11 protein-coding genes are annotated in these 15342 nt (G+C 67.7%); 8 read left to right on the forward strand and 3 right to left on the reverse strand.

Annotation, left to right across the window (positions count from 1 at the left end; translation table 11 throughout):
* Positions 1 to 10: 10 nt before the first annotated feature.
* Positions 11 to 2221, reverse strand: a complete 2211-nt coding sequence (locus ACWGID_RS13210; protein ID WP_452196683.1) for an alkaline phosphatase family protein — start codon at positions 2219 to 2221, stop codon at positions 11 to 13.
* 173 nt (positions 2222 to 2394) lie between these two features.
* Between ACWGID_RS13210 and phnA the strand changes: the two genes are divergently transcribed.
* The 4 genes from phnA (at position 2395) to ACWGID_RS13230 (ending at position 7757) form a co-directional block, all read left to right on the forward strand.
* Positions 2395 to 3753: a phosphonoacetate hydrolase gene (gene phnA, locus ACWGID_RS13215; protein WP_452196684.1), complete on the forward strand. Its 1359-nt coding sequence runs from the start codon at positions 2395 to 2397 to the stop codon at positions 3751 to 3753.
* Positions 3754 to 3845: 92 nt separating this feature from the next.
* Complete coding sequence (locus tag ACWGID_RS13220) at positions 3846 to 5150, forward strand: MFS transporter (RefSeq protein WP_452196685.1); 1305 nt, start codon at positions 3846 to 3848, stop codon at positions 5148 to 5150.
* Positions 5151 to 5175: 25 nt separating this feature from the next.
* Positions 5176 to 6297, forward strand: coding sequence for a zinc-binding dehydrogenase (locus ACWGID_RS13225; protein ID WP_452196686.1), 1122 nt, complete (start codon positions 5176 to 5178; stop codon positions 6295 to 6297).
* On the forward strand, positions 6294 to 7757 hold the full coding sequence (locus tag ACWGID_RS13230) for an aldehyde dehydrogenase family protein (protein WP_452196687.1): 1464 nt from the start codon (positions 6294 to 6296) through the stop codon (positions 7755 to 7757). Before ACWGID_RS13225 ends, ACWGID_RS13230 begins: the two co-directional genes overlap by 4 nt.
* Here ACWGID_RS13230 and ACWGID_RS13235 read toward each other — a convergent pair.
* On the reverse strand, positions 7747 to 8658 hold the full coding sequence (locus tag ACWGID_RS13235) for a LysR family transcriptional regulator (RefSeq protein ID WP_452196688.1): 912 nt from the start codon (positions 8656 to 8658) through the stop codon (positions 7747 to 7749). The genes ACWGID_RS13230 and ACWGID_RS13235 overlap by 11 nt on opposite strands.
* Before the next feature lie 82 nt (positions 8659 to 8740).
* Between ACWGID_RS13235 and ACWGID_RS13240 the strand changes: the two genes are divergently transcribed.
* From ACWGID_RS13240 to ACWGID_RS13250, 3 genes are read left to right on the forward strand one after another with little or no spacing between them, the layout of a single operon-like run.
* A complete protein-coding gene (locus ACWGID_RS13240; protein WP_452196689.1) occupies positions 8741 to 9136 on the forward strand; it encodes a hypothetical protein in 396 nt (131 codons plus the stop codon).
* A gap of 23 nt (positions 9137 to 9159) precedes the next feature.
* Entirely contained in the window at positions 9160 to 11589 is a 2430-nt protein-coding gene (locus ACWGID_RS13245; RefSeq protein ID WP_452196690.1) for a DUF4132 domain-containing protein, read from the forward strand.
* A 39-nt stretch (positions 11590 to 11628) separates the two neighbouring features.
* A complete protein-coding gene (locus ACWGID_RS13250; protein WP_452196691.1) occupies positions 11629 to 12138 on the forward strand; it encodes a hypothetical protein in 510 nt (169 codons plus the stop codon).
* Positions 12139 to 12244: 106 nt separating this feature from the next.
* Here ACWGID_RS13250 and ACWGID_RS13255 read toward each other — a convergent pair whose 3' ends face one another.
* Positions 12245 to 13540: an adenylate/guanylate cyclase domain-containing protein gene (locus ACWGID_RS13255; protein WP_452196692.1), complete on the reverse strand. Its 1296-nt coding sequence runs from the start codon at positions 13538 to 13540 to the stop codon at positions 12245 to 12247.
* A gap of 198 nt (positions 13541 to 13738) precedes the next feature.
* Between ACWGID_RS13255 and ACWGID_RS13260 the strand changes: the two genes are divergently transcribed.
* Positions 13739 to 15229 carry an alpha/beta hydrolase gene (locus tag ACWGID_RS13260; RefSeq protein ID WP_452196693.1) on the forward strand — a complete coding sequence of 497 codons (1491 nt, stop codon included), beginning with the start codon at positions 13739 to 13741 and terminating at the stop codon, positions 15227 to 15229.
* Positions 15230 to 15342: the final 113 nt, after the last annotated feature.

Below are 15342 nucleotides of genomic sequence, written 5' to 3' on the forward strand. Positions count from 1 at the left end.
CATATTGCGTTTAGAGCGCCCGGAGTCTGGTCCCGTCGATGGCCCAATAGCCGTTGTTGCCGGCGGTCAGGTGCCAACTCACGCGGACCCTGTTCGCACCTGACGGCACCGCTGTGACCAGATGCATCGCCTTGCTGATGTCGAAGGTTGCGCCGTCGGCCGCATCGGCGGACCAGAGCACCCGCTGCACGCCGTTGTCGAACTCCGCGACGACTTCGGCCTTCTGTGGCTGACCGGCGGCGACCTGCTTGTAGTGACTCAGATAGTCGACCTGGACCCCTGACTCGCCACGCACCGACATCCACGGCGTCGTGAGCGTGCTGTCGAACATCGCACCGTTCGCGGCCGGATCGCCCTTGTCGTTCCACTCGTCCGGGTCCGCGACAGCGATCACGTCCCGTCCGCGGAAGAACGAGCCGCGCCCTTGTCCCTCTTCCGACGTCGTCCAGAACTCGCCGGTCATCAGCCGCCACCCGCGGTACTCCGTCACGCCACTGTCCACCGGGGTCTTGTCGACGCGCGACCACCCTTCGGGTACGGCGGTAGTCCAGCCCCCGACGCCTGCCGGCTTAGGCGACTCGTCGACCACACCCGACGTGGCTTTCACGGTGTCGAAGGGGTCGGCGCTCTTGCTGCCGATGGCGACGCCGTCGAGTCCCCAGTTCGGGTCGATCGGGAGGCCAAGGTGCTTGTACACGGTGGGCATGATGTCCACCTGCCGCCACTCCCGCCGCAGCGTTGACGATTTGGGGATTCCTGGTCCGGTCGCGAGGATCCAGCCCTGCCGTGAGGTGTGCTGGTCGCCGCCGTGGCCGAAGCCGGTCTGACCGTGGTCGGTGGCCGCCACGATCAGCCACTGCTCGTCGCGGTAGGTGGCGCGGGCCTTGACTCCCGCCACGAGTTCGCCGAACTTCGCGTCCACCCGGCGGATCGCGTCGATGTAGTCGGGACTGTCCGATCCCAGGCTGTGGCCGGTCGCGTCGACGTCGTGGAGATAGACCATCATCAGGTCGGGGTTGTGGTTCTTCAGCACGTCGAGCGCGGCGTCCGTGCTCTGCCGGTCGGTGATCTGCTGGTTGGCGCCGTTCTGCTGCAGTTTCACGTCCGGGCGGTCGATCAGGTACGTGTTCAGCGGCGTCCAGTCCAGCGTCGTGAACGTCGACAGCTCGGGGCGGAGACCCTCAGCGCGCGTGATGAAGTCCGGGTACTGACTCTTGCGATAGCCGTTGAACGAGTTGTCGAGGACGTTGTGCTTGTCCGGCCACACACCGGTCAGCATGCTGCTGTGCCCCGGCCCGGAGTTGGTGCCGGCGATCGCGTTGTCCTGGATGTACGCCGGCCCGAACTGCCCCGCCGCACCGGCCGCGGCGAGGTTCGGCGTACCAGCCTGCTGCATCCTGTCCCACCGCATGCCGTCCATGTCGACGAACAGGACCTTGCTGCGGCTCGTCCCGTCCGGGAGGTCGTCGGGGGTCTGTACCTTCGGCAGCGGCGGAATGGCCCCGGCGCGCGCCTCGTCACTCACGCTCATGTTGTCGATCGCCCAATACCAGTCGTTGTGTGCGTTCTCGATGACCCAGCTGATCTTCACCGACCGAGCACCGGCCGGAACCTTCACCGGTACGGCGATGGTCTCGTTCTCGCGATACACCTGGTTACCGAGGGTCGCCGTACTGTAGGTGAACTGCCGCTGCGGTGTCCCGTCGTCGAACGACACGTCGAGCGCCGCGACCTGGGGACCGGTCTGGCGATAGTTCTGGTCGTAGTTGACGTAGACCGTCGATTTGCCGCCTACCGGGTAGGCGGGCGACGTCAAGGTGCTCTCGAAGCGCTGGTCACCGGGACTGTTGGCGTCGTCCCATTCGTCGGTGTCGGCCACGGCCAGCACGCCACTGGACTTGGTGAAGTTCTCCCGTCCCTGACCGGTCTGCGCTGCTGACCAGAACTGCGGTGTCGCGAAGGACCAGCCGCGCCACTCGTCCATGCCCTTTCCGGTCATGGTGTCCGCGGAGGTGATCGTCCACCCGTTGGGTGTGGCTCGGGTCCACCCGAGCAGGCCGGCCGGGATGCCGGTCTCGGTGGTCCTGGGCTGGAGTGCGGAGGTCAGGCTGTCGAAGTTCTCTGTACCGACAGTGGCGGCGGTGGCGGTGGTTGGGAGCGCCACGAGCCCTGCGAAGAGCAAGGCGACCGCGGTGGGCAACGCGGCGAGACGTAATCGCATCAACTGGCTCCTTAGGCCGGCAGACGGATGATGCGGCAACCCTGGCACCGAAAGATCCGCGGCAGTACGCCGCATTTGGTTATGGGCGCGATAGGTCGTTCCGGGGTTCCGGTCGGCGTCGTCGGCGTTGGACGCTTCGTCGCAACCGAACAATCCAGCGCGGGAGCCCTCTTTTGACTACCACCTTCAGCGTCAACAACCGGACGTACACGACTCCGGGTGCCCCGGTCGTCGTGATCTGCATCGATGGCAGCGAGCCGGAGTACCACCTCGAGGCCATCAAGGCAGGCCGGATGCCTTGGCTGGCAGGGGTTCTCGAGAGTGGCCGCGGTACGTCGTGGGAGGCGCACTGCGCGATGCCCGCCCTCACCAACCCGAACAACGTGTCGATCGCGACCGGCCGACCGCCCGCCGTGCACGGCATCAGCGGGAACTACATCTTCGACACGAGCACCGGCGAAGAGGTGCTCATGAACGACAAGAAGTTCCTGCGCGCCCCCACGCTGTTCGCCGCCGCCAACGACGCCGGACTCGACGTCGTCGTGGTGACCGCCAAGGACAAGCTCCGCCGCCTGCTCGGCGCCGGACTCGTGGAGGACGGCCCGGCCCTGGACGGATCCGGCGAGTTCGTCACGCCCGCGCGCCGCGGTATCTGCCTGTCGGCCGAGAAGGCGGACGAGGCAACGATCGAGGACAACGGTATCGACGATGTTCTCGCCCTGGTTGGCAAACCGCTGCCGAGTGTTTACTCCGCCGACCTCTCGATCTTCGCGCTGGCGGCGGGTGTCGAGATTCTCAGGACTCGTGGCGCCGACCTGATGTACCTCTCGCTGTCCGACTACATCCAGCACAAACACGCACCCGGCACCGAGGCCGCCAACGACCTCTACGCCCAGATCGACCACTACGCCGGTCAGCTCGAGGCACTCGGTGCGATCGTGGTCCTCACCGCGGATCACGGCATGAGCGCCAAGACCGGCGCCGACGGTACGGCGAACGTTCTCTTCGTGGAGGATGCGGTCCGCGAGATCCTCGGCAGCACGGACGCCGAACCCGGCAGCGATGGCCTGCGGGTCGTCCTTCCGATCACCGACCCGTACACCGTTCACCACGGCGCACTCGGTTCCTTCGCCAGTGTTTACCTGCCGGATGGTGCCGACCTCAACTCCACGATCGAGGCTTTGCGTGCGCTCGACGGCGTGCAGGCGGCGTACGACCGCGCCGAAGCGGCGTCGACCTTCGCGCTACCGCCGGACCGGATCGGCGACATCGTCGTACTCGGCGAAGCGGGGACCGCCGTGGGACGGTACGCCGCTTGGCACGACCTCACCGGTCTCAGCGACGCCCCATTGCGTTCCCACGGGGCGCTCGGCGAACTGCAGATCCCGTTCCTCATCAATCGCGTGCTGCCGCGGCCCGAGCAGCTCGACGAGCCGTGGGGCCGGCCCGCGTTCATCCACAACTACGACGCGTTCTGGGCCGCTACGACGCTCGTCACCGAACAAGCGCTCGCGACCACGTCGCCGAGCTGAACCACCGGCGTGGGTGCCGCCCCGCCTTCCCCTCGAGGCCGCCCGCCTCACCCTTGAGGCCGCCCTCCTCCGCTTGAGAAAGGCCCGCGACAATGTCCAGCCGCCTTGACGCCACCACCGGACCCCAGCAGGGCAAACCCCTCGACGACGCCGCGTTCCGGCGTCTTGCCTGGCGGATGCTGCTCGCCGCCATGTTCTGTTACCTGTTCTTCTACACCGGCCGGCAGGCCTTCGGCTTCGCGATCCCCGGAATTCAGGCCGAGTTCGGCTGGACGAAGACCACGACCGGAACGATCAGCGGCATCGCGCTGTGGTCGTACGCGATCGGTCAGATGGTCAACGGCAACCTGGCGGACAAGTTCGGCGGACGCCGGCTGATGGCCCTCGGCGCGATCCTGTCGACCACGTTCTGCCTCCTGGCGAGCTTCATGCACTCCTTCGTGGGGATGGCGCTGGCGCTCGCGGCGAACGGATTCGTCCAGGCGATGGGCTGGGCGGCCGGTGGACGGGTGATCTCCAACTGGTGGAGTCACCACGAACGCGGCAAGAGCTTCGGCTTCTACACCCTCGCCGCCGGATGTTCCTCGGTCCTGGTCTACGTGACGTCGACCCTGACCATCAACGCCTTCGGGAAGGACGGGTGGCAGTGGCTGTTCCGCCTCCCCGTACTCCTGATGCTTCTCGGAGGTGTCGTCTTCTACCTCCTCGCCCGCGACACCCCGGCAGCCGCCGGCGTCACCCCGCCGCCGTCGTTCGCCCGCGACAAGGACGACGTCGCGTACGACGGCCCCGCGGTCGACGACGCCACCTCGATGCAGCGCTACCGCACCGTCCTCGGCATCACGAAGATCTGGCTCACCGGCATCTCGATCGGCTTCCAGAACGCGGCGCGGTACGGCCTGCTCGTCTGGGTACCCGTCTACTTCCTCGGCGACAAGTGGAAGGCCACGGACAACGCGATCTGGATCACCGTCGCGCTGCCCGTCGGCATGGCCGTCGGAGCTCTGGTGAACGGGCAGGTGTCCGACCGCCTGTTCGGCTCCCGCCGCGACCGTCCGATCATGCTCTTCACGCTGCTCGGCGCGGTCAGCTCCATACTCATGTGGGTACTGCAACCCGGCATCGGGCTCGGCATCGTCCTGCTGTTCCTGTGCGGGTTCTTCGTCTACGGCCCGCAGTCGTCGTTCTGGGCGCTCTGCCCGGACCTGGCCGGCAAGGTGATGGCCGGTACGGCGACCGGCGTCGTGAACTTCTTCGCCTACCTCTTCGCCGGCGCGGCGGAACCGCTCATCGGGCACATCATGGAGAGCAACGGCGGCGACGCCGGCCTGATCTTCCCCATCGTGGCTGTCTCCTGCACCGCCAGCGCGCTGGTCGCCTCGACCATCCGCCGCTGAACCACCAACCTGACAGGACCGCGCAATGACCACGACAGCGAACGGCACGAGCAGCAGGTCGACAGCACACGCCGCGGCTGCGGTGTGGTCCGGCGTCGACGAGGGCTTCTCGGTCGACCCACTGCCCCTGCCCGACCTGCGCCTGGGCGAGATTCTGGTCCGGACCGAGCTCGCGACCATCTGCGGTAGCGACCTGCACACGATCAACGGTGACCGCCCGACTCCGTTGCCGACAGTCCTCGGACACGAGGCCATCGGTCATGTCGTTGGCACGGGTGGCGTCGTCACCGGCGCCGACGGTCAGCAGATTCGCGTAGGCGACCGCATCACCTGGACCATCGGTACGTCGTGCGGCACGTGCCGGCGCTGCAGACGCGGTACTCCGCAGAAGTGTCTGACTGTCCGCAAGTACGGTCACGAGGCCATCGACGACCACTGGCAGCTCAACGGCGGATTCGGCACCCACGTCCATCTCCTCGCCGGAACCGGAGTAGTCAGACTCGCGGACGACCTCCCAGCTGCGGTAGCCGCGCCGGCCAACTGCGCCACCGCGACCGTGGTCTGCGCAGCCCGCCGCGTCGAGCTGGATGCCGACGACACAGTCGTGGTGCTCGGGTGCGGCATGCTCGGCCTCACCGCCGTTGCCTACGCTCGCGACCGCGGCTGCACCACGGTGATCGCCTCCGACGTCGATCCGGTACGCCGGGAACTCGCCGAACGCTTCGGCGCGACGCACACCGTCGAACCGCACGAGCTGGCCGACGCGGCAACGCAGTACGGCGCTGATGTCGTTTTCGAACTGTCCGGCAACAGTCGCGCCGTCCAGTCGGCATTCGAGGTGGTCGCCCTGGCCGGCCGGATCGCGCTGGTCGGCTCGGTCTCCCCCGCTCCCGAGATCAGCTTCGAACCGAGCAGCTTCGTCAAGAACCTCACCACGGTCGTCGGCAGCCACAACTATCGGCTCGACGACCTCGCCGAGGCAGTCGACTTCCTGCAGCGGTCCACGGCGCAACAACTGTTCGCCGACCTGATCCCGGTGCCGTACCCACTGGACCAGGTGGACGCGGCGGTCGCCCGCGCCAAGACCGCCGACGCCCCGCGTATCGCCATCGCGTTCCCACTCTCAGCAAGGAGCCACTCCTCGTGAGCCTCGACTTCAAGGTCCGGCCGGAACACCTGCTCAACTACATCGGCGGGACCTGGACGCCAGGGAGCAGCGGACAGAGCCGGTCGAACCTCAACCCGGCCAACACCGGCGACGTGATCGGCGAGTTCACCGAGTCCGCCGCGGCCGACGTCACGTCGGCGATCGACGCAGCGGCAGCCGCGCAGGCCGAGTGGGACGCGATCGGCCCCATCGAGCGGGCCAAGGTCCTCACCCGGGCAGCCCGGCTCATCGAGGAACGCATCGAGGACTTCAGCGAGGCGATCACCCGCGAGCAGGGCAAGCGGCTCATCGAGGCCCGCGGCGAGGTCACCCGCGGCCTGGTGATCCTGGACTTCCACATCGGCGAGGCGCGCCGGATGAACGGTGAGACCACGGCCGCCGAGGAACCGCGGACCGTCGTGATGACATTCCGCCGTCCGATCGGGGTCGTCGGTCTCATCACCCCGTGGAACTTCCCCCTCACCATCCCGATCTGGAAGGTCGCGCCCGCGCTGCTCTCGGGGTGCACGGCCGTCCTCAAGCCCTCTCCCCTCACCCCGTTGACCTGTGCGTTGCTCGTCCAGGCCTTCCACGACGCCGGTGTACCGAGCGGTGTGCTGAACCTCGTACAGGGCGACCGGGAGGCCGGTGAGACGCTCGTCAACGACGAACGGGTCGCCGGCATCTCCTTCACCGGCTCGCTGCCCGTCGGCCAAGCCATCAACCGCGCTGGTGCCGGCCGTCTGCTGCGGACACAGCTGGAACTCGGCGGCAAGAACGCTCTCATCGTGCTCGACGATGCGGACCTCGACGCCGCCTGCGACGCGATCATCCACGGCGCCTACGGCCAGTCGGGTCAGCGATGCTCGGCGACGAGCCGCGTGATCGTCGACCGCGCTGTCCACGATGAGCTGATCGATCGCCTGGCGCCGCGCGTACGCGCCATGAAGATCGGGCCCGGCGAGCAGCCCGACGCCGACATCGGTCCGGTCGTCAACGACGAGCGTCATCAAGCCTGTCTGACGGCCATCGAGCGGGCGGTCGCCGACGGCGCCGACGTCCTCGCCGGCGGCGAAGCAGCACACCTCGAAACCCCCGGGTACTTCGTCAAGCCCACGCTGCTGGACAACGTGGCCTGGGACTCACACCTCGCCCAGGAAGAGGTTTTCGGCCCGGTCCTGTCCGTCATCGTCTGCGACGGGTACGACGATGCCATGCGCATCAGCAACTCGGTGAAGTACGGCATGTCCGGGACGATCTTCACCCAGAACCCGTCCCTGATGTTCCAGGCCCTGCAGGACTTCCAGGCCGGAATGCTGCACGTGAACCGCCCGGGAGTCGGCGCCTACTCGCACCTACCGCACATGGGCGCGAAGGCCTCCCAGCTCGGGGCACCCGAGTGCTCCCCCGACGTGTGGAACTTCTACACCGACCTCCGGTCGGCCTGCATCAGGTACTGACGCCTTCGTCGGGCCACGTGGCGAGAGTCCGGACGACGCTGACGAAGGCCTGCTCGGCCGGCGACAGCAGGCGGTCCCGGCGGTGCGCGACCACGACCGGCCGGCCCTGCGGCGCCGGGTCGACCACCACTTCGGCGAGGCGGCCGTCGCGGAGCTCCTCCGCGACGGTGTGCTTCGACACCACGGTCACCCCGAGGTCGGCGCGGACCGCCTGCTTCAGCGTCTCCGGCATTCCCATGTCCACGGTGCTGACATCGCCCAGATGCCAGTCGGCGAGCACCTTCTCCTGCAGCTCACGGGTTGACGAGCCACGTTCCCGGAGCAGGAAACGCTGCCCCAGCAGGCGTTCCGGGGTGATGCGTTCGCCCGCCAACTCGTGGCCGGGCGCAACAACGAGAACACTGTCGTCGGTCAGTACGTCGGCAGTCACGAGTTGCGGCGCAGTCGGCGTACCGACGAACACTCCCAAGCCGACGTCTCCATCGAGTACCCATCGCTCCATTTGGGTCGCGTTCCCGACGTACAGATCGCACTCCACCTCGGGGAACTGCTGACGGAAGCGGGCCAGTGTCGGCGGCAGCAGATAGGTTCCCACCGTCGTGGTGCCGCCGACCACCAGCCGACCGGACTGCAGCCCCTGGACCGCAGCGATCGCACTCGCGGCGTCATCGGCGAGCCGGAAAATCCGCTTCGCGTACTCGACCAGCACCTCCCCCTCCGCGGTCGCGCGAATCCGGCTGCCGGACCGGTCGACCAGCGTCGCCTTCAACGACGACTCCAACTGCCGCACCTGGTTGGAGACCGACGGCTGACTCATGTACAACTTCTGCGCCGCCGCCGAGAAGCCACCGGCCTCGACGACCTGAAGAAAGATCCACAGACGATGAAGATTCAGCTGCACGGCCCCCATCCTGACGCATCAGGCGGGGACGGTCACCTGCATGGGCACCGAAACTGTCGGGCGGTCCGTTTAGGCTGCGCCCGTGTCGATCACTGTGAGGATCATCGATGTGTCGGGGACCGGCCGGGTCGGTGCAACGACCACGCTGGAGGGGATTTCGGACAGGATCGCGCTGCGCGATCTTGTGCGGACACGCGTTCGGGAGGAGGTGGCGCGTTTCAACGCTGCTCCTGAGCCGGTGTTCGCGGGCTTGGTGATGCCGGAGGGAGGGGTGCTCACCAACGAGGGCTTCCGGCTGCCGAAGAAGCGGAAGATCGATTGGGAGCGGCAGGCCGATCGGGCGATCGAGGCCTTCGAACGCAACGGGTTCTTCGTGCTGGTCGACGACCGGCAGGTGACCGAGCTCGACGAGGAACTCGAGTTGACCGTGGATTCTGATATCCGTTTCGTCCGCCTTGTTCAGTTGGTCGGTGGCTGAGCGTGGAGCACGCAGGAGACGGTGTGCCTGAACGGGGCGATGCCGGAGCCGCCACCATGGTCGCGGCTGCGCTGCAGGCGCTCAACGGACTGTCGTGGAGCCCTGGACGGGTCACTCGGGCGCTGCCGCAGGTCCAAGCGATCCTGCAGGGCTCGGATGCGCTGCGGCGGGAGTGCATTCTCAGCGTCTTCGACCGAGTACACAGCTATCGCTGCGTCGAGCTGCTGTCGGTGATCGCACGCAAGCGCGTCGAGCTGTCGGCGGAGCACATCGAGCGGTTGCTGGTCCTGCCGCGCGCGCAGCAGGACCAGTCGCAATGGTGGTGGTACGGCGAGTGCCTCCGCCTGGTCAGCCGCCAGATCGAGCACGCCTATCCCGCGCTGCCCGAGGCGGACAAGAACCGGCTGAAACCACTGCTCGGGCAAGCAGCAGACGGGATCCGAGACGCAGCTACCGCGACCAGGCTGCGCAAGCTCGTCGGCCCCAGTGACGGGATCCGCCTCGACCTGATCGACGAGGGTGACGACATCGGCGCTCGGCTCCGAGCCGCGTTCGAGACGGCGGACGAATCGATCGACGCGCGGGCGTCCGCACTCGATCTCCTTGCCGCTCGCACTGCTGGCCGGCCTTCTAAGAAATGGCTCGCCGACGCCGGTGACGTACGGGAGAAGTTGACGCGGCCCGGCGCTCTGATCGGGGCGCTCCTCGATGCTGCGCTCGACGCGGGGGACACCGACACGGAGTACGACCACGGCGATCGGTCCTACACCGTGACGCGCTACGTCACCGCCGGCAACGAGGCCTTCCTGCTGGGAGCGGTCGCGGTTGCGGGACTCCTCGGAGATCCGGCGCTTCTTCCACAGCTACGGCGCCTTGCCCTCAAAAGTGTGACCGTGATCGGAGATCAGTTCGGTAACCCACGAAGCCTTCGACTCGCCAACGGATCAGCGCAGGCGATGGCCGATATCGGCGCCCCGGCGTCGATCACCGAACTGCTCGCGCTCGAGCGCTCCGTTCGGCACGGGACCTTGCTGAAACAGATCCGGAAGGCCATCGACGCGCTGGCCACGGCGCAGGGAATGACGCGCGACGAACTGCTCGAGCGCGCCGTCGAGACGCATGATCTCGACAAGGACGGCGAACGTCTTGTGCCCCTCTCGCGGGGGTCCGCTCTGGTCGTCGTGGACGGACGGGCGGTATCACTCGCCTATGTCGATGAGAACCAGACGCCGCGGAAGTCCTTTCCGGCGGATGTGAAGCAGGCCGATGCCGAGACCCTTGCTGCGATCCGCGGCGACCTCAAGGCGATCCGCAAGACGATCGCCGGCGAGCGTCTGCGGCTCGACGGTCTGATGTCCCTCGACCGTCGCTGGCCCCTCTACGACTGGCGCCGCTGGTACCTGGATCATCCGATCACCGGCCGGCTGACACGCACGCTGATCTGGTCCTTCGGTACGCCGCAAGGACACCGCGTCGTCGGAATCCCGCAGGACGCCGCGACCGCGGTCACGAGTTCGGGCCAGCAGGTCGCGATTCCGCTCGATGCGGAGGTGCGGCTCTGGCACCCGATCCAGGCGACGGCTGACGAGGTTCGCGCCTGGCGGGCCTATCTGCTCGAGCAGCAGGTCGTTCAGCCGCTCAAGCAGGCGTACCGCGAGCTGTACGTGCTCACGCCCGCCGAGGAACAGACCCGGGTGTACTCCAACCGCTTCGCCGGCCACGTCTTCGGTCAGGTCCAGGCCCGCGCGCTGATGAAAGGGCGTGGCTGGGCACCCGTTCCCGTCGCGTGGTGGGACGACGGCGTCGACCACGGTGTCGCCCGGCGAACCTTCGACACCGCGGGGATCCGTGCCGAGTTCTTCTTCGACCCGATCCTCGACATCCACCCGACCGCGAGCGATCTCTACCCCTACTGCACGAGCGATCAGGTCCGATTCGTCGACATCGACAGCGACGAGGCGATCGAACTCGCCGACGTACCGCCGCTCGTCCTCACCGAAGCGATGCGTGACGTCGACCTGTTCGTCGGAGTGACATCGATCGGAGCCGATCCGGAGTGGCTCGACCGCGGGACGGAGCGCCGCTTCGAGACGTACTGGCACACCTACGGCTTCGGCCAACTGTCCGCCGCCGGCGACGTCCGCCGCGACGTCCTGGAACAACTCGTACCGCGTCTCGCCATCGCCGACCGTTGTGAGCTCGAGGACCGCTACCTCAGCGTCCGCGGCGACCTCCGCACGTACCGCATCCATCTCGGCAGCGGCAACATCCTCATGTCCCCCAACGACCAGTACCTCTGCATCGTCGCCGCCCGCGACACCCGCGCCGGCAAACTCTTCCTCCCCTTCGACGACGACCCGGTCCTCAGCCTGATCCTCAGCAAGGCCTTCCTCCTGGCCAACGACACCACCATCAAAGACCCCACCATCACCACCCAAATCAACCGCCACTGACTCACCGAGCCGATCCTGGGGCGCCGCTATCATCGAAAGATGTCCACGTCGCCGTACCCTGACCTGCCGTCCGTTGCCGACGTCGCCGCCGGGATCGCCGGTGTGGTCGAGCGATTCGCGGAAGGCGAGACCCATGCGTTCGCCTTCGGCGACAGCGGCGTACCCGAGGCAGTGATCGCGAGCTACGACCAGTACGACGATCTCCGCGGCGACGACACCCTCGGTAAGTTCCGGACCGTGGTCGCTCCCGACGTACTTGTCCGGCAACTGCCCGAGATGGTCGAGGCGATGCGCCGCGGGACATTCGGCCCTCCAGTACTCGTGGGCAGCGCGGCCGAACCTCTCCTCGTGGTGCTGTCGACACAGCAGTACCGCACCCTGCGCGGTGACGACGAGCCACCGCCGGGCGTCATCGACGACCCGACTGTCCGCAGCTACGACTCGGCGCCGATGCCGGGAAGCACCCCGTTCAGCGTGGACGAGTGGGCAAAGGACGACCCGTTCACCCAGCAAATGCTCGAAGAAATCCGCCAGGAGCGCGCGACGTGATCGCGATCGGTCCCCGCCACGGCGACGGCAACAGACATACCGGCCGCCAGACCAACCTGCAGCGCGGCCAGTAAACGTCCCCCTCCCCAGACAGCTACCGCTCGTTCTAGTGTGACTGGGGTGGTTTGGGTCGGTCGAGGTAGAAGGTTTGCATTTGGCCTTTGCCTTTGACCTCGATGATGCCGCGGCGGCGTACGGCGAATTCCGGGCCGAGCGCGGCGGCTACGCGGCCGGTGAGCTGGATCTCGCCCGGGCGGCCGTGGGACTCCATCCGGCTTGCGGTGTTTACGGTGTCGCCCCAGAGGTCGTAGATGAACTTGCGCCGGCCGATCACGCCGGCCACGACCGGTCCCGAGTCGATCCCGATCCGTACCGCGAGCCAGTCCTGGCCCGGCAGGGCCGCGATCCGGGCGACCTCGTCGCGCAGGGCGAGCGCCGCACGGGCCACCGCCGCGAGGTGATCAGGCCGCGGGTTCGGGAGACCGCCGACCAGCATGTACGCGTCGCCGATCGTCTTGATCTTCTCGACCCCCTCGGCGTCCGCGATCCGGTCGAACGCGGAAAACACCTGGTCCAGCATCGTCACGACGTCAGCCGCCGCCATCACCGCCGATCGTGCCGTGAAGCCGACGATGTCAGCGAAGAGCACGCTCACCGCGTCGTAGTGTTCCGCGATCACCCCCGGTTCTGCCTTCAGACGCTCGGCAATCGGCTCCGGGAGCACGTTGAGCAGCAGCCGCTCCGAGCGCTCACGTTCGGCCAGCAGGTCTTGATGGGCTCGCTCCCGCTGCTCCACGAAGTAGCCCAGCATCACGTACGCGCTCACCATGACGCCCGCGATGTTCAGCACCAGGAACGTGACCACGAAACCGGGCGGCAGGGCCGACGGGGACTGGGCGAGCCACGAATCGAGGAGGGTAAGGGCGACCAGCTCGGCGAAGAACGCCGCGAGCCAGGGCACCGAGCGCCGGATCCCGAGCAGCGCGAGTGCGGCCAGTGGCGTGATCGTCGCCCACAGGATCATCGCGCTCGAGGCCACGAAGCCGCCGAGCGACACCTGCAGCAACCCCGGCAGGACCAGGAACGCCACCAGTTGCGTGCTGCGGAAGATGGCGAAACGCCGCGTCCGGGCCAGAACGGCGAGGCCGATCAGGGTGATCGCCTGGTAGAAGGCCGGGATCGCAGCCGAGACCGGGTCGCCGTACGTGAGGAACGTCGTCACCCAGATCGTCGCGATCGCCGTGATCAGCAGTGCCGAGAAGATCAGAGTGCCCTGGCGGAGCCGCTCGTCGTGGGAATCTTCCCGCCGAGCGCCCAGATCCGCCAGTCGCTCCAGCCGCCGGACAACAGGCCGCCCCGAGCCCCGCCCGCGGCCGCCGGCCGGGAGCCAGGACCCTGTCACGATCGCATCGTAGGCCCGTCATCCGCTGTCGGCATCCCCCGCGTTGGGTGGTGGTAGGTGTCGTACTTTTGGCCGGGGTCGAGGGGTGGGGAAACCAGTCGCGGGCTGGATGTGCTGGGGCGTGGGCGCGACAAGGATGGTGCTTGTTCACAGACCATCGTCCACGGTGCCGTCGAGGTACCGGCTGGAGGGAAGCGGATGCGAAGGACGTTGTCCATCGCCGTTGCGGTTGCTGCGTTGGCAGCGGTGACGGTCCCGGGGGTTTCGCAGGCGGACACGCCGAAGGCCATCAGTTGGGAGAAGTGCCCGGCGGATATCGGCGACGGAGTCCCCGTGCCGGAGGGGATGCAGTGCGGCACCGTCAAGGTGCCCCTGGACTACCGGAAGCCGGACGGGCAGAAGATCGAGATCGCAGTCTCGCGGCTGCCCAGCAAGAACGCCGACAAACGGCGCGGGGTCCTCCTCACGAACCCCGGCGGCCCGAGCGCGGGGCTGGGGTATCCGGCCTTCCTCGCCGCCGGCGGTCTGCCGCAAGAGGTCAAGGACCAGTACGACGTGATCGGCTTCGACCCACGCGGCATCGGCCGGAGTACGCCGGTGACGTGTAACCTCACCGCGGCGCAGCAGGCGGCCGGCAGCGTCCCGCCGTACGCGCGGAACGCGGCCGACGTCACGAAGCGCGCCGCGGAAGTGCAGCAGATCGCGAAGCAGTGCGCTACGTCGAAGTCCGCGTGGATGCTCCCGTACACGAGCACGGCGAATGTTGCCCGCGACATGGATCAGATCCGGGCCGCGCTCGGCGAGCAGAAGATCTCGTACGACGGCGCGTCGTGGGGTACGCATCTCGGTGCTGTGTACACCACGCTGTTCCCGGAGCGCAGCGACCGGATCGTGCTCGACAGCAACGAGGCGCCCGGCGGCTGGGACTACAAGGGCGACCGGCGGTTCGCGCAGGGGTTCCAGGACACGTTCCCCGGCTTCGCGAAGTACGCCGCCGCCAACTACCGCGAGTACGGTCTCGGCCGGACGCCGGCGCAGGTGACGGCGAAGTACTTCGACATCGCCGCTCGCCTGGACAAGAAGCCGGTGAAGGGGCCGGACGCGGAGTACGACGGCCCGGGGTTCCGGATGATCGCGTTCGTCAGCCTCTACGGCGCGGCTCTGAGCCCATGGTTCGCGCAGGCGATGAAGGCGCTCGACGCGAACCAGCCACCGCCGCCGTTCCCCGGTGGCGAGGGCGGCGCGAAGGACGCGGACAACCTGATCTCCGGGCGGTCCTACATCATGTGCAACGACTCACGCTGGCCGACGACGGTGTCGACGTACCAGCGGAACGTGGCGATCGACCGGATCCGGTTCCCGATGTTCGGGGCGGCCGGGGCCAACATCCAGCCGTGTGCGTTCTGGCCGGACGCGATCGAGAAGCCGGTCCAGGTGAACGACAACGGTCCGTCGAACGTGCTCATGGTGCAGAACCTCCGCGACCCGGCGACACCGTTGGTGGGCGCGAAGGAGATGCGACAGGCGTTCGGTGATCGGGCGCGCATGGTCACGGCCGACCAGGGCGGTCACGGCGTCTACCCGATGGGCAAGAACCGGTGCGCCAACAACGCGGTGACGTCGTACCTGACCACCGGGAAGTTGCCGGCTCAGGATTATCACTGCACGGCTGACGCTGCACCACGCTGATTCTGCTGGTTTATCGGTGGTCGCGGTTTTACGGCGCGCGCGGGCGCGGTGCGGGGGGGGGGCGCGTGGGGGTGGGGGGGGGGGGCGCCCGGGGTGGCGGGGCGGCTGGCGCG

The sequence above is a fragment of the Kribbella sp. NPDC054772 genome, from assembly GCF_053611945.1.